Source organism: Oceanihabitans sp. IOP_32 (genome assembly GCF_009498295.1).
GTDB lineage: Bacteria > Bacteroidota > Bacteroidia > Flavobacteriales > Flavobacteriaceae > Wocania > Wocania indica.
The window spans coordinates 2,374,640-2,393,938 of sequence record NZ_CP040813.1; the positions used below are offsets into that span (position 1 = coordinate 2,374,640).

Below are 19,299 nucleotides of genomic sequence, written 5' to 3' on the forward strand. Positions count from 1 at the left end.
ATGCTACAAGTAGGAATTATTGGAGGCGCAGGATACACGGCGGGCGAGTTGATAAGGGTGTTAATGCATCACAGCAAAGCCGAAATTAATTTTGTGTTTAGCACCTCGAACGCCGGCAACAGTATTAGCGATATTCACCAAGATTTGGTGGGGATTTTAGATTTGAAATTTACAGATACCATCAACCCCAATATCGATGTGTTATTCTTGTGCTTAGGTCATGGTAATTCTGTAAAATTTTTAGAAAATAACAGGTTTTCAGAGGACACGAAAATTATTGATTTAGGAAACGATTTTAGATTGGAAGCCGATAAAGTTTTCAATGGAAAAACTTTTGTTTACGGTTTGCCAGAATTACAAAAAGAAGCCATTAAAAAAGCCCATTATATTGCAAACCCGGGGTGTTTTGCAACCGCCATCCAATTGGCATTATTACCATTGGCAGAAAACGGATTATTACAAAGCGATGTACACATTAATGCCGTAACGGGAGCGACTGGCGCCGGAACATCCTTATCTAAAACAACTCATTTTGCATGGCGCGACAATAATTTCTCCTATTACAAACCTTTTACGCATCAGCATTTGGCAGAAATTAATCAATCGGTAAAACAATTGCAAAATAATTTTTCGTCAGAGCTTGTATTTATGCCTAATCGAGGTGATTTTTCAAGAGGTATTTTCGCTACGCTTTACACCCAATACAATGGCAGTTTAGAAGAGGCTAAAACACTTTTTAAGAATTTTTATAAAGATGCCAAATATACGATCATATCAGATCGTGATATTCATTTAAAGCAAGTGGTAAACACGAATAATTGTTTAATTCATTTACATAAACACGAAAACAAATTACTCATTACAAGTTGTATTGATAATTTATTAAAAGGGGCCTCAGGTCAAGCGGTTCAAAATATGAATTTAATGTTTGGTTTAGAAGAGACCGAAGGATTGCAGTTAAAAGCAAATTTCTTTTAATAGATATGTTTTTATTTCCGCAAAGACGGAAATCTCATGCCCACAGCATCAAAATTAAAGGATTCCCTCCTTCGAGGGAATAACAAAAAATAAATCTATATGAAAATAGCCATTATAGGAACAGGTAACTTAGGGAAATCTATTGCGAAGGGTTTAATTACCAGCAATGCGATTACAACCCTATATTTAACACGACGGCATTTAGAATCAATTAAAGAGTTTGAGGGTTATAAAAACGTGTATTTAACCAGTGATAATGCTGAAGCTGTGAAGCAATCAGACATTATTATTTTCGCTGTTCAACCCGCACATTTTGAAACAATCTTACACAGTATAAAACCCTTATTAACCGAAAAACACGTGTTAATTTCTACCATTACTGGGTTTTTAACATCAAGAATGGAAAGTGTTGTTGGCGAAGACCAATTTATTATTCGTGCCATGCCCAACACGGCAATCGCTGTGGGGAAATCGATTACCTGTTTGTGCAGCAACGAAAAAGGTGCAGAGCGCATTAAAATTGCCGAAGCTATTTTTAACCGTTTGGGGACTTCCGTTAGTATTCCTGAGAACAAAATGCAAGCGGCAACCGTGGTGTGTGCAAGTGGTATTGCCTTTTGGATGCGATTAATTAGAGCGAGTACTCAGGCAGCCATTCAATTGGGTTTTGAAGCCGATATTGCTCAAGAATTAGCCATGCATACCTGCGAAGGTGCGGCTAGTTTATTAATAGCCACTGGTAATCATCCCGAGCAAGAAATTGATAAAGTAACCACGCCTAAAGGCTGTACTATTGAGGGCTTAAATGAAATGGAACATAAAGGCTTAAGTTCGTCTTTAATTCAAGGTATGATCGCCTCGTTTAATAAAATTAACACTATAAAAACAGAACAATTATGAGTTTATTTGATGTATATCCGTTGTTCGATATTACACCCGTTAAAGCAAAAGATGTTTTTGTTTACGATAAAAACGGTATAGAATATTTAGATCTTTACGGTGGGCATGCTGTAATTTCAATTGGGCATTCGCACCCAGAATATGTGAGTTCGTTAAGCAATCAATTAAACCATATTGGGTTTTATAGCAACTCGATACAAAACCCCTTACAGGTAGAATTGGCTCAAGACATTGAGACGCTTTCTGCTTGTAAAGATTATCAGTTGTTTTTATGTAACTCTGGAGCCGAAGCTAATGAGAATGCTTTAAAATTGGCATCCTTCCAAACAGGAAAGTCTAAAGTTATTGCTTTTAAAAATGGGTTTCACGGACGTACATCGGCAGCCGTAGCCGCGACCGATAATACTAAAATTATAGCTCCAATTAATGCGCAACAAGAAGTGGAACGTTTTGAGTTGGGTGATTTAAAAGGTGTTGAAAACGCCTTAGCAAAAAACGATGTTTGCGCCATAATTATTGAAACCATCCAAGGTATTGGAGGTTTAGATGAGGTTTCTACCGAATTTTTCAAAGGTTTAGAAACCCTTTCTAAAAAGTATAACACCATGCTAATTGCAGACGAAATTCAATGCGGATTTGGAAGAACTGGCGATTTTTTTGCCTTTCAAAAACATGGGATAACACCAGATATTATCTCGATGGCAAAAGGTATGGGTAACGGGTTTCCCATTGGTGGTATTTTAATTCATCCGTCTATAAAAGCCTCTTATGGCTTATTAGGAACTACTTTTGGCGGCAACCATTTAGCCTGCGCCGCATCTTTAGCCGTTTTAAAGGTGTTGCGATGTGAAAATTTAATGGAGAATGCCAAAACAGTTTCCAATTATTTTGCAGAAAAAGCCAAAGCAATACCACAAATAAAAGCGGTAAAAGGCAGAGGGCTCATGTTAGGATTGGAATTTGATTTTCCGATAGCCGATTTGCGAAAGGATTTAATTTATAAACATCATATCTTTACAGGAAGTGCTAAAAACCCTAATTTATTAAGAATTCTTCCGCCATTAACCATTAAAAAAGAACATGTAGATCTGTTTTTTGAAGCTCTTAAAAAAGCATTATAGCTTCAGAAAAACTAAAAATTAGTGATGACAAACTAGAAGGCTTCAGTTTGATCTAAAGGCAAAACCAATGAAAAAGTACACCAACATATCCGACATTAAAAACTTCTCTCAAGCCATTGAAGAGGCTATTCAGCTTAAAAAAAATCCGCTAAAGTTTTCAGCATTAGGAAAACACAAAACATTAGGATTGTTATTCTTTAATTCGAGTTTACGCACACGATTAAGCACGCAAAAAGCAGCTCTAAATTTAGGTATGGATCCTATAGTGATGAATGTTTCTGGTGATGCATGGGGCATTGAGTTTGAAGATGGCCGTGTGATGAATGGCTCTACTGCAGAGCATATTAAAGAAGCCGCAGCTGTGGTATCGCAATACTGCGATATTATTGCAGTTAGGGCGTTTCCAACCTTAACGGATAAAAGTAAAGACGAAAGTGAACACGTACTTAAAGCCTTTACAAAATACGCCACAATTCCTGTTGTAAGTATGGAAAGTGCCACAGCGCATCCGTTACAAGGGTTTACTGATGCTATCACGATAACCGAGCATAAAAAAACAGCCAAACCAAAAGTTGTTTTAACGTGGGCACCGCATGTAAAAGCTTTGCCACATGCCGTAGCCAATAGCTTTATAAATGCCATGCAAAATATGGATGTCGATTTTGTAATTACACACCCTGAACATTACGATTTAAATCCTGAGATTGTTGGGCAAACCCCGGTAATGTATAATCAAGAAGACGCTTTAAAAGATGCCGATTTTGTGTATGCAAAAAATTGGAGCGCTTATCATGACTATGGTAAAATACTAAAAACAGATTTGGATTGGATGGTAACTAAAGAAAAATTAGGCGACGCTAAATTTATGCACTGTTTACCGGTAAGACGAAATGTAGTGGTTGAAGATGCTGTTTTAGATAGTGATAATTCACTGGTAATCGAGCAGGCCAACAATAGAACGTATGCGGCACAATGGGTTTTGAAAAGTATTTTAGAAGGTTTAAAATCGTAACATGCAAACACTAAAAGTTATAAAAATAGGCGGTAATATTATTGATAACGAGCAAGCGTTAGATGCTTTTATTGAAGCGTTCTCTAAAATTGAAGGCCCAAAGATTTTGGTGCATGGAGGCGGCAAATTGGCCACAAAATTAGCCGAGCAAATGGGCGTTACTGTTAAAATGGATGCTGGCAGACGCCTTACCGATGCGGTTACTCTAGATATTATTACCATGGTATATGCGGGTAAAATCAATAAAAACCTAATTGCAAAATTACAAGCCAACAAATGCAACGCGATTGGATTTTCTGGTGCCGATGGAAATACCATTGTATCTAAAAAACGACCAATAAAAGATATTGATTACGGTTTTGCTGGCGATGTAGTAAGGGTAAATACAGATGCATTAGAAGTATTGCTAAACAATAAAATAACGCCTGTTTTTTGTGCGATTACTCACGATGAAAACGGTCAGCTTCTCAACACCAATGCCGATACTATTGCATCGGCATTAGCCATAGGTTTTGCTAAAATTTATCAAACCGAATTGTATTACTGTTTCGAGAAAAACGGCGTGTTGCAAGATGTAAATGATGCGGACTCTGTTATAGAAAATATCAATTCAGACAATTACAAAACACTAATTAGCGATGGCGTAATTGCAGATGGGATGTTGCCAAAGCTTAATAATTGCTTTCACGCTATAGAAAATAACGTGTATAAAGTATGTATTGGAAAACCAGAAATGCTTTTTAATTTAAATAACAAACACACCACAATTCAAGCCTAATGGATGCTATAAAAAAATTAACAAACGACGCTATAAACTTGCTTAAAAGTCTTATTGAAACCCAATCTTTTTCTACAGAAGAAGACCAAACAGCGGCACTTATCGAGAATTGGTTGGCGGCTAAAAATATAGACTATACACGTACTAAAAATAACGTCTGGGCTATTAATAAACATTTTGATAAAAGTAAACCAACACTGCTTTTAAACTCGCATCACGATACGGTAAAACCCAATAACGGTTATACCAAAAACCCGTTTAAAGCCATAGAAGAAAACGGTAAATTATACGGTTTGGGTAGTAATGATGCTGGGGGCTGTTTGGTGTCTTTAATCGCAACTTTCACTTATTTTTATAACCAAGAGCACTTAAAATATAATTTGGTTTTGGTCGCTTCCGCGGAAGAAGAAAACAGTGGTCCAAACGGTCTAAATAGCATGCTATCCATCATTCCGAAAGTAGATGTGGCCATTGTGGGCGAACCCACTTTAATGCATTTAGCTGTTGCCGAAAAAGGTTTGGTGGTTTTTGATGCCGTAATAAAAGGTACGCCAAGTCATGCCGCACACCCCAACGACGATAATGCCATATATAAAGCTATACCCGTTTTAAAATGGTTTAAAGATTTTAGATTTAGAGAAACCTCTGAAGCCTTAGGCGATGTGAAAATGACGGTGACTCAAATTAATGCTGGCGTGCAGCACAATGCCGTTCCTGCCAATGTGAAATTGGTGATTGATGTGCGTGTAAACGATAAATATTCCAATCAAGAGATTGCCGATTTATTAGTGGCAAACGCACCATGCGATAGTATTGTGCCACGAAGTTTGCGTTTAAACTCATCGTCTATTCCCATAGATCACGAGTTGGTGCAAGCGGGCATCGCTTTAGGTAGAACAACTTACGGGTCGCCAACATTATCGGATCAAGCGGTATTAAGCTGTCCGAGTTTGAAATTAGGACCGGGGGATAGCACGCGTTCGCACTCGGCAGATGAATTTATATATTTGAATGAAATTGAAGAAGGTGTGCAAATTTATATTGATTTGTTGAATAAAGTGATTATTTAACGTCATAACGAGGAGAGAAACGACGCGGTTATCTCATGATAGAGGCAGTAATAATTAAAAGATTGCCGCACTTCGTTCGCAATGACGGTATTAATCAAAAGATTGCCGCACTGCGTTCGCAATGACGGTATTAATTAAAAGATTGCTGCACTACGCTCGCAATGACGGTTATAAATAGAGCTGTTAGCTAACGTCATAACGAGGAGAGAAACGACGTGGTTATCTCATGATAGAGGCAGTAATAATTAAAAGATTGCCGCACTTCGTTCGCAATGACGGTATTAATCAAAAGATTGCCGCACTGCGTTCGCAATGACGGTAATGAATAGAGCTGTTAGCTAACGTCATAACGAGGAGAGAAGCGACGTGGTTATCTCATGATATTAGCAGTAATAATTAAAAGATTGCTGCACTACGTTCGCAATGACGGTATTAATTAAAAGATTGCTGCACTACGCTCGCAATGACGGTTATAAATAGAGTTATTAGCTAACGTCATAACGAGGAGAGAAACGACGCGGTTATCTCATGATAGAGGCAGTAATAATTAAAAGATTGCTGCACTGCGTTCGCAATGACGGTATTGATTAAAAGATTGCCGCACTACGTTCGCAATGACGGTTATGAATAGAGCTGTTAGCTAACGTCATAACGAGGAGAGAAGCGACGTGGTTATCTCATGATATTAGCAGTAATAATTAAAAGATTGCTGCACTACGTTCGCAATGACGGTATTAATTAAAAGATTGTCGCACTGCGTTCGCAATGACGGTTATGAATAGAGAGCTGTTAGCTAACGTCATAACGAGGAGAGAAACGACGTGGTTATCTCATGATAGAGGCAGTAATAATTAAAAGATTGCCGCACTTCGTTCGCAATGACGGTATTAATTAAAAGATTGCCGCACTACGTTCGCAATGACGGTTATGAATAGAGCTGTTAGCTAACGTCATAACGAGGAGAGAAACGACGTGGTTATCTTATGATATTAGCAGTAATAATTAAAAGATTGCTGCACTACGTTCGCAATGACGGTATTAATTAAAAGATTGCTGCACTACGTTCGCAATGACGGTTATGAATAGAGCTGTTAGCTAACGTCATAACGAGGAGAGAAACGACGTGGTTATCTCATGATAGAGGCAGTAATAATTAAAAGATTGCCGCACTGCGTTCGCAATGACGGTAATGAATAGAGCTGTTAGCTAACGTCATAACGAGGAGAGAAGCGACGTGGTTATCTCATGATAGTAGCAGTAATTATCAAAAGATTGCTGCACTACGTTCGCAATGACGGTTACAAACAAACGAATCAACAGATTAACAAATCAACACATAAACAAATAAACTTTTACAAAATGAAACTTTGGGATAAAGGATTTACAATAGACAAACAAATTGAACAATTTACGGTTGGTAACGATAGGGAAATCGATATTCACATAGCAAAATACGATGTTATCGCTTCGAAAGCACATGCTAAAATGCTTAAAAAAATTGGGATTATAACCAATAAGGAATTAGAAGACCTGTTAAGCGGCTTAAAAGCGTTAGAAAATCAAATTGAAAACGGCAGCTTTGTTATTGATGCACAATTTGAAGATGTGCATTCTAAAATAGAATTCGAATTGACTAAACAACTTGGCGAAGTGGGTAAAAAAATCCACACGGCACGTTCAAGAAACGATCAGGTTCTAGTGGCACTCCATTTGTATTTTAAAGCTAATTTAATAGATATAAAATCGAAAACCAAAACGTTTTTCGACACCTTATTGCAATTGGCCAACACACATAAAGATAAATTATTACCAGGCTATACGCATTTACAAGTGGCCATGCCATCCTCGTTTGGTTTGTGGTTTTCGGCCTATGCCGAGTTATTAATTGACGATGTTTATTTATTAAACGCTGCCATAAAAACGGTAGATCAAAACCCCTTAGGCTCTGCAGCGGGTTACGGTAGTTCTTTCCCTATAGATAGAGCCTTCACAACCCAAGAAATGGGTTTTGAAACCTTAAAATACAATGTGGTTGCCGCACAAATGAGTCGCGGTAAAAGCGAGCGCACTATTGCCGCTACTTTAGGAAGTTTAGCCAATACCATGTCGCGTTTTGCTATGGATGTCTGTTTGTATATGAGTCAGAATTTCGGATTTATCACCTTTCCAGACGAGCTAACCACAGGTAGTAGTATCATGCCGCATAAAAAAAATCCAGATGTGTTCGAACTCATTCGAGGCAAGTGCAATAAGATACAAGCCCTACAAACCGAAATGGTTTTAATCACCAATAATTTACCAAGTGGTTACCATAGAGATTTTCAGTTATTAAAAGAAAATACTATAGCTGCTTTTGAAGAGTTAAAAGCCATTTTAGATATATTTAATTACGCCATTCAGCAAATTATTGTAAATGAAATTGATTTAAACGACGATAAATACAAATACCTATTTACCGTAGATAATATTAATAATCTTGTGGTTGATGGTATGAGTTTTAGAGAAGCTTACAAAGAAATTGGCGGCCAAGTGCAAGCCGGAACTTATAAACCGGATATGAGCAAGGAGCATTCCCATATTGGGAGTATTCATAATTTGAGTTTGGAAGCTATAAGAGCGAAGTTTCCGGATTAGGGTTTTGCTTAAATTTTGGGCGGGTTGTTTTAACTTCACACTTAAATTATGGAGTTAAAATGAAAGTAGATGGATTTATTAAGAAATCTGACATTTACTAATAGCAATATAGAAGTGAATAACTTAAGTCTTCGAAATAAAAAGAAACATAAAGTTAAAAACAACTCAAATTTTTAAGTCGTTATAATTTTAGGTAACTTTATCATGACTTTTAGCCACTTTTGGAACTTGAGTTTTATTGGTGCTTAAAATTATGTTTTGTTGCAGATTTTAACAAATTCATATTAAAGAATTTAGCGTATTGGAAGACCACAAAAAAATTGTTAATTATAAATTTTATTCTTTTTTCACCAAGTATTCCATTATGGAAAACCATGGGTTTTTCGCTGGTTTTTTTATTCGGATATTCAGAAAATTTATACCACAAATTCCCGAACAACATACTTTTGAGTTTTATTTAAACTCAGAATTAAACCGAGTCCACGTTATTGATGTTGTAGATACCTTAACCCAATCACTCGCCATACCAGAATATAAAATTGGCGTTACAAAAGATTTGGACAATGCTATATCGGGACTGTCTTCTCAAATTATTTCTTATGGTTTTGATTATGAGTTCCAGGCCTTTTTTGATAAGCTTGATATTAATTCTCAATGCTATAAAGAATTATTAAACCAAGCAAATGCGCTCTCTAAAAATGAAACGATTGAAATAAAAAAATTTCAAAATATATTAGATGAAGTCTCCAATACTATAGAAAAATTACGCGATTATAAAAACATTACGGGTACCTCCTTACATTTAACGGTTGTTATTAAAAACCTTCTTAATTACGTAAAGCGGATTAAAATATTACTAGATTTAAAAAACGATATTGGCTCGAAGAAAAAATGGGAGTACCTTATTAACGATTATTTGGCCTATAATAAGTCAAAAAATAGTTTACGCGATTTGTTAGCTTCTAATACCGATCTTTTGGCCTTTGAAATTGTCGAGCATACGGCACAAAAAGGCGAGAAATATGTTGCTGAAAACACGAAAGAGTATTTTTCTTTTTTCAAGAAAGGCTTACTAGGTGGTCTTATCATTTCTATTTTTACGCTCTTTAAAATCATTATTGATTCTAATCTCTCAGAACCATTGCCACTTGCTTTTTTATATAGTATTAACTATGCACTGTGTTTTGTAATTGTCTATTTTCTTGGTGGAACAATTGCAACAAAACAGCCCGCTATGACGGCCTCGACCATTGCAAAACATATTGACAAAGATGGAGATAATAAATTCCATAGTTTAAATAGTATCATTTTATTGCTCAGAAAAATCTCGCGGAGTCAGTTTATTTCCCTTTTGGGTAATTTTGTTATGGCCTTTTCTTTTTCGTGTTTAATCGCATTTTTATTTACATTAATTGCCGATTTAAATCCTGTGAGTACTGAAAAATCGATTAAACTTATTGAACAAGTTTTCCCGTTTTCTGGTGGTGCCATTTATTATGCTGCTATTGCTGGAGTGTTTTTATCTGTATCTGGGTTTATTTCAGGCTATTTCGATAATAAAGTTAAAACATTAAACCTAGCATATCGAATTCAACATAATGAATTTCTAACAGGCTTTTTGTCGGGAGCTAAAATTAGAAAAATCGCAGCTGCTGTAGAGCGTAATCTTGGAGTTTATGCTGGTAATATTAGTCTGGGGTTTTTTCTTGGTTCTGCTTTTTTACTATCTTACGTAACACCTTTTAATATAGACATTAGGCATATTGCTTTTAGTTCGGCAAATGTAGGTTACGGGGTAATTAATAACACTTTTAGTGTATCGACCATTTTAATGGCGGTAGGCAGTGTTTTTATTATTGGTTTAATTAATTTTTTAGTCAGTTTTTCTATGACTTTTTTATTGGTTCTAAAATCAAGAGGTCTTAAAATTAGCAGTCTTGGTCGATTACTTCGATTAAGTTTAAAAGACTTCATGAGCAATCCTTTAGACTATGTGATTATAAGAAGTAAAAGAATAAGTAAATAAAACCAAGAGATCTTGGTTGACATCTAAAAAATAAAGTAAAATAAAATATCCGTTTTTGGCATAAAATTAAAAAACCTACGTTACCTGCCAGCAGGTCTGCGTAATCTTCAGGAAATAAATAGCAGCTCAATTGTGAATTGTCCTGATAATTTCGCTGAATAAAAATTCATATTTGTTTTTCGTAACGGAATAAAAGTGTCCATATGATAGTAACCAATTATTAGATTATGACACTCTACGGAGGAGCATGTGTAAAATAATTAAATAATATCCTGGTACTTGTCATTATATTTATAGCTTAGAGCCTAAACTTTTTTAATTGTAATAAAAAGAAATCTAGATGCCCATAGAAAACATACCAGAAATCTATATTAAGGACAACAATGAAATTCCTGATTTGTTTGCGTACGATTTTAAAATGACCCATGATGTGGTTAAAAGTAAAGTCAATTTAGGTATGAATATGTTTAGTTTTTTACAAGTTGGCAAAAAGCAAGTGCATTTCGCAAACACCTCAATAGCTGTAAACAGTAAACAATCTCTATTATTAAAAAAGGGAAATTGGCTCTGGACAGAGTTATTAGATACCGAAATCATTTATTACTGTAAACTTTTCTTTTTTTCTGAAAAAAAGCTAATCGATTTTTTAAACAAATACACTAATAATGTAAAGCCCTATCAAGAAGAAGTTCCTTATTTCGTAATTGAAAACGATCATTACATTGGAGCTTATATAAGCTCCTTATCGTCTAATACCTTTGTGAACCATAAGTATAGTGATGCTTTATTAGTTTTAAAATTTGAAGAGATTATGCTGTATTTACTCAATAAATACGGTAATCAATTTGAATATTATTTACACTCCTTGATATCTAAACAGGTTTCTCCATTTAAACATATCGTTGAAAGCAACGTATATTCTAATTTAAAGTTAGAAGAAATAGCCTTTTTATGTAATATGAGTCTTTCAACTTTTAAACGTCATTTTGCGTCGGCATACAACGAGCCTCCCGGAAAATGGTTGCAAGACAAGCGTCTTCAAAAAGCCAAGGAGCTGTTGGAAGGAGGTGAATTAAAGGCGTCTGAAATTTATCTAGATATTGGTTATAATAACCTGTCTAATTTTAGTGTCGCTTTTAAGAATAAATTCGGGATTAATCCAAGTGATATTCTCCATTAAAAACAAAGCGTTGTTATACCGCAAAAAACTTGGAATTTTATTATATCTTGTTTTACTAGACATAATTTTTAGTTAAAATAAACGGTAAAAACCTCGGTCTGTTATTACGCTCAAGCCACTATTTTCTCTCGGGTTATTTTATCTACAACTAAAGAAATCGCACCATCACCAGTAACATTACAAGCCGTACCAAAACTATCCATGGCAATGTATAAAGCAATCATTAAGCCTAGCATATCTTCATTAAAACCCAACATCGATTGTAAGATGCCTACAGCAGCCATAATGGCACCTCCTGGTACTCCTGGTGCTGCAATCATAGCGATTCCTAGAACAAATATAAAACCAGCAAAGAGTGTAAAACTATATGGCACGCCCTGTAAAATCATCAAGGCCATAGCACAAGCTGTGATTTTCATAATACTACCAGATAAATGGATGGTAGCGCATAAGGGAATAACAAAGCCGGCAATTTTATCTGAAACACCATTTTTTAAGGTTTGCTCTAAGGTTACTGGGATGGTTGCTGCTGAAGATTGTGTCCCTAATGCCGTAAAATATGCTGGCATCATGGTGGCGAGTAACTTTAGCGGATTTCGTTTTGTAAGCAAACCAGCAATCGTGTACTGAAGCAATAACAATAAAATATGTAAGGCAAAAATTACACCAATTATGCTTAAAAATACAGTAAGTATTGAGAGTACTTTGCCACTAAAAGACATGCTTACAAATATGCCTAAAATAAATAATGGTAATAGGGGTACAATCACGTTTTCTATTAATTGCATGATGATGTTTTGAAAATCTTTAACCACTAATTTTAAACTCGATTTCTCTTGAAAAGAAAGTCCTAAACCTATAATAAAGGCCAGAACCAAAGCCGACATCACATCTATTACCGGTGGAATAGTGATACTGAAGTAGGGGGTTAATTCAATTCCAGAATCGGTAATTTGGTCTGTATTATTAACATGCGATTCTAGAAGCTGCGGAAAAATACTAGAGGCCGTAAAATACGTCATAAACCCCGAAAACAAAGTAGAACCATAGGCGATTAAAGCCGTTATTAATAGAAGTTTTCCAGCGCCTTTTCCTAAATCGGAAATGGCCGGCATGATTAATCCCATAATAATTAACGGGATGGAAAAACTTAGAAACTGACCGAAAAACGCATTAAAAGTGGTAAATATGCGGTTTATAGATTCTGGCAAATACTGTCCGAAAACAATGCCTAATACTATGGCTATAAAGACTTTAAATAATAAGCTTGAGAATAAACGCTTCATAAGATATGCTAATTAATATAAAATATATGTTCTTATAAATTAATTTTTGTGTTCGCTAATATACAGCCAAAGTTAGAAAATAGCGTTCTATGTGGGCTTTATTCTCTTGAAATATATAATTGGTATAATTTCTAAAGTCTAAATGAAGCATCTTTGTATTCTTCTTAGGAAAAATAACGCTTACAATTCGTAAATCACTCTAAAAAAGCTGCTAAATTTTTCTTCATTTTCAGTTAAAGGAAACCCTGTAACAATACCTAAGGCCAGTGTTTCGTTAATCTGTAATTTTGCTTGCGGGCGCATGGTCATTTCAAAGTCATCTTGAACTAATTCTTTATTAAATTCTATCCCTATAAAATGAGAAGAGTTTGGTATTTCGTAATGAAAAGAAGTGTTAAACTGCCAATCGACATCGGTAAAATCGGTGTTTAATTCATGTTTTAAATCGGGGCCGGTAAAAATTAAAGTATGGAAATTATCGCCCCAACGTTTCGCTGCAACAAAAAACGGACTATAAACAATTTCTTTAACAAATGTGCTCGTATCGTAGCTGCTAAAATCTGTAAACTCAAAGATTTGAGCATATCCTAGAGCTAATGTTGTTTTGTGTTTTGGAGAGACATAAAAGGAATATTGTCCAGATAATTTTAAGGCATCCATCTTGTTTTTAGGTGTGGTATTGCTATTGGTATAACCATCGTAAAAAGAAAACCCAGTTTCTATTTCAAGGCCAAGACGATTAATAGGAGCAAATTCATATTCTGCTAACACCTCGTATGCGCTATACGATGTTGTATTTGCGAAATTGGCGCCTAAATTAAGTTCTTTTTCTCCTTTTCTAGCACCAAGATCTCGTACTAAATCTATATAAAGGGGTTCAATATGGTGCACTTTTTCTGGGGTTTCAGGTTCAATGGTTGTTTGTGCGTAGTTTGCAAAACTTAAAAACAATACGCCAATTAGCGTTAATTCTTTTTTCATGATTTCAGATTTTTTATTCAGCAAATAGAGGGAGCAAAATTGAAAAACGTAACTTAGTAGGCCATAAAGCATTGGTTTTTTAACGTAGAAGGCTTTAACTATTTATAGGTATATTACATTTTTTTGAGGAACTGAATGCAAGATTTCCCTTTATTTGATTGAGTTTTTTTGTTAATGGGATGCAAAGTTAATCTAATTTGATTTTGGAATATATTGAAAATCGACTTTTTTGTGAATTAAAAAGGTAATCAGACTGTTTTAGCAAATAATTGCTTTTGTACTTAAATTGTATCTGCATCATCATCATAATAGTAATAATAATAATAGAATAATATTAACATCACTTTAGCAACAGCTGAAAAAAAGCAATCACATTTAATACTAAAATGAATATCGACATTGTAGATTCTAGTGCAAACTAAGTCGCCTTAGTTAGAATGGCTAACACTTGGTTGGGGTTATTCGATATCCCTATTAAAAAAGCAAAAACAGCTCGATATTTTGATATGAATATTGGGGTGGTGGGTGCGCTTTCTCAACCTAGCGGTTGTTTGTGCAATATAGACGTTTCTAATAACGGATTAATCACTTTCCTAGGTGGTGTGCCAATTAAAAATTTATCTGGAGAATTTATTGGAGCATGGGAGTAAGTGAAATTTCAGTCGAAACGGCCTAGCAGTTGCAGAAGCTAGATTAAAAGTAATTTAAAAATATAGATAATAAAAAAAGAGGATAATGCATTTTGCTTGTCCTCTTCTTTTTTGTTTTATAAATTATAGATTTCTGTATACCCTCTTAACTCAAATAATCGTCGACTGCCCTAAATGAATGTTTTGAAAGTTTAAATTGGTTTCTTCTGGGTGGTTTATAAAATCTTCAATAAAATCTCCAACTTTAGCGGTAGTTATATTGTCGTATTTGGTATTTAAATCGGGGGTAGTAATATGTAATTTTAACGATTTATCTACAGCCTCTCTAACTAATGCCGCTTCTTTATCTAGCCCAAAATGATCGAGCAACATGGCGGCCGATAAAATGGCAGCAATAGGGTTAGCCATGCCTTTCGAGAATTTGCCATAAGCACCATGCACAGGTTCAAACATGGCATGCTTTTCGTTTATTGAAGCCGATGCTAATAGGCCAATCGAGCCCACAATTACACTAGCTTCTTCAGATAGGATATCGCCAAACATGTTTTCGGTTAATATCACATCAAATTGCCGTGGGTTAATAATTAGTTCCATAGCAGCATTATCAATGTACATAAAATCTAGCTTTACTTTTGGATATTGAGCTGATATTTCCTGCACAACCTTACGCCATAATCGAGACGTTGCTAAGGCATTGGCTTTGTCTACAAGGGTTAATTTGCCTTTTCTGGACTGCGCTGCTTTAAAAGCTAAGTGGGTAATGCGCTCAATTTCAAGACGGGAATACTCACAAATATCAGACGCCGAATTATTCGTGTATTTCTTTTCTCCAAAATAAATACCACCAGTAAGTTCGCGATAAATTAAAATATTGGTGTCGCGTATTTGTTTAATTTTTAGTGAAGATTTGTTTAGTAAATCCTCATACGCAATAATAGGTCTAATATTGGCATATAAGTTTAAAGATTTTCTCAGCCCCAAAAGCCCATGTTCTGGTCTTATTTTAGCATCAGGATCCATATCGTATTTAGGAGTTCCAATGGCACCAAATAAAATAGCATCTGCTTTTCGGCAAATGCTAATGGTTTTTTCAGGTAAGGCTTCACCTGTTTCTTCAATTGCTGCCGCGCCTACTAGGGCATTATTAAATGTAAAAACATGTCCAAATTCTAAAGCTATAGCCTTAAGAACCTTGACCGCTTCTTGTATAACTTCTGGACCAATACCATCGCCAGGTAAGACAGCAATATTTAGTTTCATGTATTTGATTTGTTTTTAATTTTATTCTTAAAATGCCAAGTTAATGAATTTAAGAATATTCGATTGTGCAAAAATGACAATTATAAAGGGAACTTAGAAACAAATCTTATGGATTTTTCTTATATTGAGTTAATTTGGTTATAAATTCTACTGTGCTCTATAATTTTATGAATATCGGAATCGTCGACTTCTTTTTTCTTATCGGCAAAATCTAGAAAATTTGTGTAAATTTCGTCCAACTGAAGCTTTGTTAATTCGTAGCCTATATTTTTCGCTCTGTATGCCAAAGCTGCTCTTCCACTTCTCGCTGTTAGTACTATAGCCGACTCGGTAACACCAACATCCTTTGGGTCTATTATCTCGTAAGTTTCACGATTTTTAATAACACCATCTTGGTGAATCCCAGAACTATGTGCAAATGCGTTAGCACCCACAATGGCTTTGTTTGGCTGGGTGTATATCCCCATACTATCAGATACTAATTGGCTAATACCATAAAGCATTTCTGTTTTAATATTGGTATCTAAATTTAAGTTAGGATGTTGTTTTAAAATCATAACAACTTCTTCTAAGGCGGTGTTTCCTGCACGTTCCCCAATTCCATTAATAGTACATTCTATTTGGCGCGCACCATTAATTACACCCGCAATAGAATTGGCCGTGGCCAAGCCTAAATCGTTATGGCAATGGCAAGATAAGATGGCCTTGTCAATACCTTTTACATTTTCTTTTAAGTATTTTATTTTCGCGCCATATTCATGAGGCAAACAGTAACCTGTAGTATCTGGAATATTTAAAACCGTAGCTCCAGCTTTTATAACGGCCTCACAGACTCGAGCTAAAAATTCGTTATCTGTTCTACCCGCATCTTCCGCATAAAATTCAACATCTTCAACAAAAGATTTTGCATACCTAACGGCTTTCACAGCACGCTCGATTATATCTTCTTGTGTAGATCTAAATTTGTGTATTATATGAGAATCTGAAGTGCCAATACCCGTGTGTATTCGCGGGAATTTTGCATATTTTAAGGCTTCGGCAGCGACTTTTATATCGTTCTCTACAGATCGTGTTAAACCGCAAACTGTGGCGTTTTTTACAAGTTTAGATATTTCTTCAACCGATTTAAAATCTCCAGGACTCGATACCGGGAACCCAGCTTCAATAATATTTACACCTAAATAATCAAGTTGTTCTGCTATAATTAATTTTTGTTCGGTATTTAGTTTACAGCCAGGTACTTGTTCGCCATCCCGCAGCGTTGTATCAAAAATATGGACGTTATTATCAGACATTTATTATATTAGATTTATTAGTTGCATCACGCAAATTATGCAATGGTTTTGTATATTGAAACGGTAATAGCTGTGGTTTACGATGTTTAACTCGACTATTCGTTTTCTAATGTTCTGAAAACGTGATGGTTGCAGATGTTTTATTAACTATGATGAAAGAGCAAAAAGATAATTTATTTATATTGGTAAAGTCGTTGTCTAAGTCTGAAAAAAGACAATTTAAACTTTATGTGGGCAGATTGGGTGTAAACGAAGATTCGAAGTTTCTGATGCTTTTCAATATTCTTGATAAGCTTTCAGTTTATGATGAATCTGTTATTTTAAAAAAAGGAATTGTAAAAAAACAACAACTTTCTAATTTAAAAGCCCATTTATATAAACAAATTCTTATTAGTTTAAGATTAAATCCTTCGCATAAAAATATTAGGATTCAAATACGCGAGCAGCTTGATTTTGCGACTATCTTGTATCATAAAGGCCTTTATAAGCAAAGCCTAAAAATTTTAGATAAGGCTAAAACCTTGGCCATTACCAACGAAGAAAAAAACATTGCTTACGAGATTGTAGAACTTGAAAAAGTTATAGAGTCTCAATATATTACAAGGAGCTTGAGTACTAGAGCAGACGAGTTAATTGCTCAGGCTAAAGACCTTAGTTTACAAAATGTTTTAGCCAGCAAGTTGTCTAATTTATCATTAGAATTGTACGGTTTGTTTTTAAAAACGGGCTATGTAAAAAACGATACTGAGCACAAACGCGTGACCCAATATTTTTACGATAGACTACCCGAATACGATTTACATAAAATGGGCTTTAGGGAGAAATTGTGGCTTTATAAAGCGCATTTGTGGTATAGTTTCTTAACCCTAGACTTTATAGCATGTTATAAATACGCCTCTAAATGGGTGGCACTTTTTTATGAAAACAAGGATATGATTATCTTAAATCCCGTATTTTTTTTAAAAGGGAATCATTATCTGTTAGAGGCCTTGTTTTACTTAAGGCATTACAAGAAATTTAAAGAAACACTATTTAATTTAGAGGAAATTACCAAAGAAAAATGGTTCCCTTTAGACGATAATAACGAAAGCTTGGCCTTCTTATATATAAATAATAATAAGTTTAATTTACATTTTATTGAGGGTGATTTTAAACAAGGTTTACCATTAATAGATAACGTTTTAAAACAATTAGAGAAGTATAAAAACCGTATAGACGAGCATCATGTCATGGTTTTTTATTACAAGATTGCCAGTATGTATTTTGGTGCAGGCGAAAATGAAAAGTGTATCGTATTCTTAGAAAAAATAATCAACAATAAATCACTTCAAATGCGAGCAGATTTATTGAGTTTTTCAAGAATATTAAATCTAGTAGCGCATTACGAAGCTGGACTTGATTACAACTTAGATGTGTTAATAAAAAGCACCTATAAGTTTTTAATTAAAATGGAAGATTTGTATGACGTACAAAAGGAGTTTATTAAGTTTCTTAGAGGATTAGGCGATATTTATCCACAAGAGGTTAAAGCGGCATTTATAGAGTTGCACAAAAAATTAAAGCAGTTTGAACACGACCCTTACCAAAGTAGGGCATTCCTTTATCTAGATATTATTTCCTGGTTGGAGTCTAAGATTGAAAACAAACCCATAGATGTGATTATTAGAAATAAGTTTGAAAGTCAGGTTTTGAAAACTACTTTTAATTAGAACTCCTTTTTATCTTCTTAGCCATTTTAAATAGTGATAAAAACGAATGGGTATGCTTATCAAAGTATCGTTTCGAATGTGGTTTGCGTTTGTAATTAATTCTTAAGGAAAACCTAATTTTCAAAAAAAGTCAAAAAAAATTAGGATATTAACTTTTTCTAACTGAATATTTGTAAACACAAAGTTCAATAACTTATTGAAATGTTATCAAGAAAGGTGGAGGGATAGACCCTGTGAAGCCTTAGCAACCCTTTATACGTAAAGAAGGTGCTAAATTCTACTTAATACTCATATCATTTGAAGTTTAAGATAGATAACCAACAAAATTACTTTCTGTAATTTTTATATTTCTTTTTAACATTTTTCTATTAAGTATGCCTTTTAAAGGTGCATTTTGACTTTTGGTTTAATTATTTATT

General features: G+C 34.8%; 14 protein-coding genes, 1 pseudogene and 1 riboswitch. Of the genes and pseudogenes, 11 read left to right on the forward strand and 4 right to left on the reverse strand.

The features are described 5' to 3' along the window. From argC to FEZ18_RS09910, 9 genes are all read left to right on the forward strand, one after another. A complete protein-coding gene (argC, locus tag FEZ18_RS09870) occupies nucleotides 1-978 on the forward strand; it encodes an N-acetyl-gamma-glutamyl-phosphate reductase (protein WP_153268147.1) in 978 nt (325 codons plus the stop codon). A 99-nt stretch (nucleotides 979-1,077) separates the two neighbouring features. Beyond that, nucleotides 1,078-1,878 carry a pyrroline-5-carboxylate reductase gene (gene proC / locus FEZ18_RS09875; RefSeq protein WP_153268148.1) on the forward strand — a complete coding sequence of 267 codons (801 nt, stop codon included), beginning with the start codon at nucleotides 1,078-1,080 and terminating at the stop codon, nucleotides 1,876-1,878. Further along, nucleotides 1,875-2,999 carry an aspartate aminotransferase family protein gene (locus FEZ18_RS09880; protein ID WP_153268149.1) on the forward strand — a complete coding sequence of 375 codons (1,125 nt, stop codon included), beginning with the start codon at nucleotides 1,875-1,877 and terminating at the stop codon, nucleotides 2,997-2,999. The genes proC and FEZ18_RS09880 overlap by 4 nt, the downstream gene beginning before the upstream one ends. 67 nt (nucleotides 3,000-3,066) lie before the next feature. Then, a complete protein-coding gene (locus FEZ18_RS09885) occupies nucleotides 3,067-4,011 on the forward strand; it encodes an N-acetylornithine carbamoyltransferase (protein WP_153268150.1) in 945 nt (314 codons plus the stop codon). Between the two features lies 1 nt (nucleotide 4,012). After that, nucleotides 4,013-4,789, forward strand: coding sequence for an acetylglutamate kinase (gene argB, locus FEZ18_RS09890; protein ID WP_153268151.1), 777 nt, complete (start codon nucleotides 4,013-4,015; stop codon nucleotides 4,787-4,789). Continuing rightward, nucleotides 4,789-5,859 carry a M20 family metallo-hydrolase gene (locus FEZ18_RS09895; protein WP_153268152.1) on the forward strand — a complete coding sequence of 357 codons (1,071 nt, stop codon included), beginning with the start codon at nucleotides 4,789-4,791 and terminating at the stop codon, nucleotides 5,857-5,859. The genes argB and FEZ18_RS09895 overlap by 1 nt, the downstream gene beginning before the upstream one ends. Before the next feature lie 1,359 nt (nucleotides 5,860-7,218). Then, nucleotides 7,219-8,493 carry an argininosuccinate lyase gene (gene argH, locus FEZ18_RS09900; RefSeq protein ID WP_153268153.1) on the forward strand — a complete coding sequence of 425 codons (1,275 nt, stop codon included), beginning with the start codon at nucleotides 7,219-7,221 and terminating at the stop codon, nucleotides 8,491-8,493. Between the two features lie 301 nt (nucleotides 8,494-8,794). Further along, the gene (locus tag FEZ18_RS09905; protein WP_153268154.1) at nucleotides 8,795-10,519 is read left to right on the forward strand and encodes a hypothetical protein; all 1,725 of its coding nucleotides are present in this window, start codon (nucleotides 8,795-8,797) and stop codon (nucleotides 10,517-10,519) included. 340 nt (nucleotides 10,520-10,859) lie between these two features. After that, nucleotides 10,860-11,699 (forward strand): helix-turn-helix domain-containing protein, encoded by an 840-nt coding sequence (locus FEZ18_RS09910; RefSeq protein WP_153268155.1) that lies wholly within the window; start codon nucleotides 10,860-10,862, stop codon nucleotides 11,697-11,699. Nucleotides 11,700-11,809: 110 nt separating this feature from the next. Here the strand turns inward: FEZ18_RS09910 and FEZ18_RS09915 are convergent, their stop codons facing one another. Then, a complete protein-coding gene (locus FEZ18_RS09915) occupies nucleotides 11,810-12,985 on the reverse strand; it encodes a dicarboxylate/amino acid:cation symporter (RefSeq protein ID WP_153268156.1) in 1,176 nt (391 codons plus the stop codon). A 180-nt stretch (nucleotides 12,986-13,165) separates the two neighbouring features. Further along, entirely contained in the window at nucleotides 13,166-13,966 is an 801-nt protein-coding gene (locus FEZ18_RS09920) for an HAEPLYID family protein (RefSeq protein ID WP_153268157.1), read from the reverse strand. Between the two features lie 434 nt (nucleotides 13,967-14,400). Between FEZ18_RS09920 and FEZ18_RS09925 the strand changes: the two are divergent. Beyond that, nucleotides 14,401-14,616, forward strand: a pseudogene (locus tag FEZ18_RS09925) (heme-binding protein); the annotation flags it as partial. A gap of 150 nt (nucleotides 14,617-14,766) precedes the next feature. On the opposite strand, the gene leuB reads toward FEZ18_RS09925, so the two are convergent. Further along, nucleotides 14,767-15,876 (reverse strand): 3-isopropylmalate dehydrogenase, encoded by a 1,110-nt coding sequence (leuB, locus tag FEZ18_RS09930; RefSeq protein ID WP_153268158.1) that lies wholly within the window; start codon nucleotides 15,874-15,876, stop codon nucleotides 14,767-14,769. 119 nt (nucleotides 15,877-15,995) lie between these two features. Further along, a complete protein-coding gene (locus FEZ18_RS09935) occupies nucleotides 15,996-17,171 on the reverse strand; it encodes a 2-isopropylmalate synthase (RefSeq protein WP_153268159.1) in 1,176 nt (391 codons plus the stop codon). A gap of 149 nt (nucleotides 17,172-17,320) precedes the next feature. Here FEZ18_RS09935 and FEZ18_RS09940 point away from each other — a divergent pair, with 149 nt between their 5' ends. After that, the gene (locus tag FEZ18_RS09940; RefSeq protein ID WP_153268160.1) at nucleotides 17,321-18,880 is read left to right on the forward strand and encodes a hypothetical protein; all 1,560 of its coding nucleotides are present in this window, start codon (nucleotides 17,321-17,323) and stop codon (nucleotides 18,878-18,880) included. Nucleotides 18,881-19,081: 201 nt separating this feature from the next. Then, nucleotides 19,082-19,200, forward strand: a riboswitch (SAM riboswitch). Nucleotides 19,201-19,299: the final 99 nt, after the last annotated feature.

Bases quoted from the DNA above. Each gene is read 5' to 3' on its own strand.
- proC (WP_153268148.1), top strand. From the start codon at position 1,078: ATGAAAATAGCCATTATAGGAACAGGTAACTTAGGGAAATCTATTGCG.
- FEZ18_RS09915 (WP_153268156.1), bottom strand. From the start codon at position 12,985: ATGAAGCGTTTATTCTCAAGCTTATTATTTAAAGTCTTTATAGCCATA.
- FEZ18_RS09940 (WP_153268160.1), top strand. From the start codon at position 17,321: ATGATGAAAGAGCAAAAAGATAATTTATTTATATTGGTAAAGTCGTTG.
- FEZ18_RS09895 (WP_153268152.1), top strand. From the start codon at position 4,789: ATGGATGCTATAAAAAAATTAACAAACGACGCTATAAACTTGCTTAAA.
- FEZ18_RS09885 (WP_153268150.1), top strand. From the start codon at position 3,067: ATGAAAAAGTACACCAACATATCCGACATTAAAAACTTCTCTCAAGCC.
- leuB (WP_153268158.1), bottom strand. From the start codon at position 15,876: ATGAAACTAAATATTGCTGTCTTACCTGGCGATGGTATTGGTCCAGAA.
- FEZ18_RS09880 (WP_153268149.1), top strand. From the start codon at position 1,875: ATGAGTTTATTTGATGTATATCCGTTGTTCGATATTACACCCGTTAAA.
- argC (WP_153268147.1), top strand. From the start codon at position 1: ATGCTACAAGTAGGAATTATTGGAGGCGCAGGATACACGGCGGGCGAG.
- FEZ18_RS09935 (WP_153268159.1), bottom strand. From the start codon at position 17,171: ATGTCTGATAATAACGTCCATATTTTTGATACAACGCTGCGGGATGGC.
- FEZ18_RS09910 (WP_153268155.1), top strand. From the start codon at position 10,860: ATGCCCATAGAAAACATACCAGAAATCTATATTAAGGACAACAATGAA.
- argH (WP_153268153.1), top strand. From the start codon at position 7,219: ATGAAACTTTGGGATAAAGGATTTACAATAGACAAACAAATTGAACAA.
- argB (WP_153268151.1), top strand. From the start codon at position 4,013: ATGCAAACACTAAAAGTTATAAAAATAGGCGGTAATATTATTGATAAC.
- FEZ18_RS09920 (WP_153268157.1), bottom strand. From the start codon at position 13,966: ATGAAAAAAGAATTAACGCTAATTGGCGTATTGTTTTTAAGTTTTGCA.